The sequence below is a fragment of the Denitromonas iodatirespirans genome (genome assembly GCF_018524365.1).
Lineage (GTDB): Bacteria > Pseudomonadota > Gammaproteobacteria > Burkholderiales > Rhodocyclaceae > Nitrogeniibacter > Nitrogeniibacter iodatirespirans.
This window is the reverse complement of record NZ_JAEKFT010000192.1, coordinates 1-231: the sequence shown is the minus strand read 5'-3', so window position 1 is coordinate 231 and position 231 is coordinate 1. Positions and strand designations below refer to the sequence as shown.

The window sequence follows — 231 nt, the reverse complement described above, 5'->3', positions numbered from 1 at the left end:
GAATGTCGGCTACCCCGCGCGTCTTCAGGTCGTTGAACACCTTCATCCAGAACTTGGCCCCTTCGGTGCCCTCGATCCACAAGCCCAGGATGTCGCGCGTGCCGTCGGGCAGCACGCCCAGCGCCAGATAGATCGCCTTGTTGCGTACCACCGCGTCCTCGCGGATCTTGACCCGCAGCGCATCGAAGAACACCACCGGGTACATCGGCTCGAGCGGGCGCGACTGCCAGG

1 protein-coding gene is annotated in these 231 nt (G+C 64.9%); it reads right to left on the bottom strand.

Annotated elements, in window-relative coordinates; translation table 11 throughout:
- The coding region (locus I8J34_RS25380) for a transposase (protein WP_214364230.1) at positions 1-231 on the bottom strand (231 nt) is incomplete at both ends.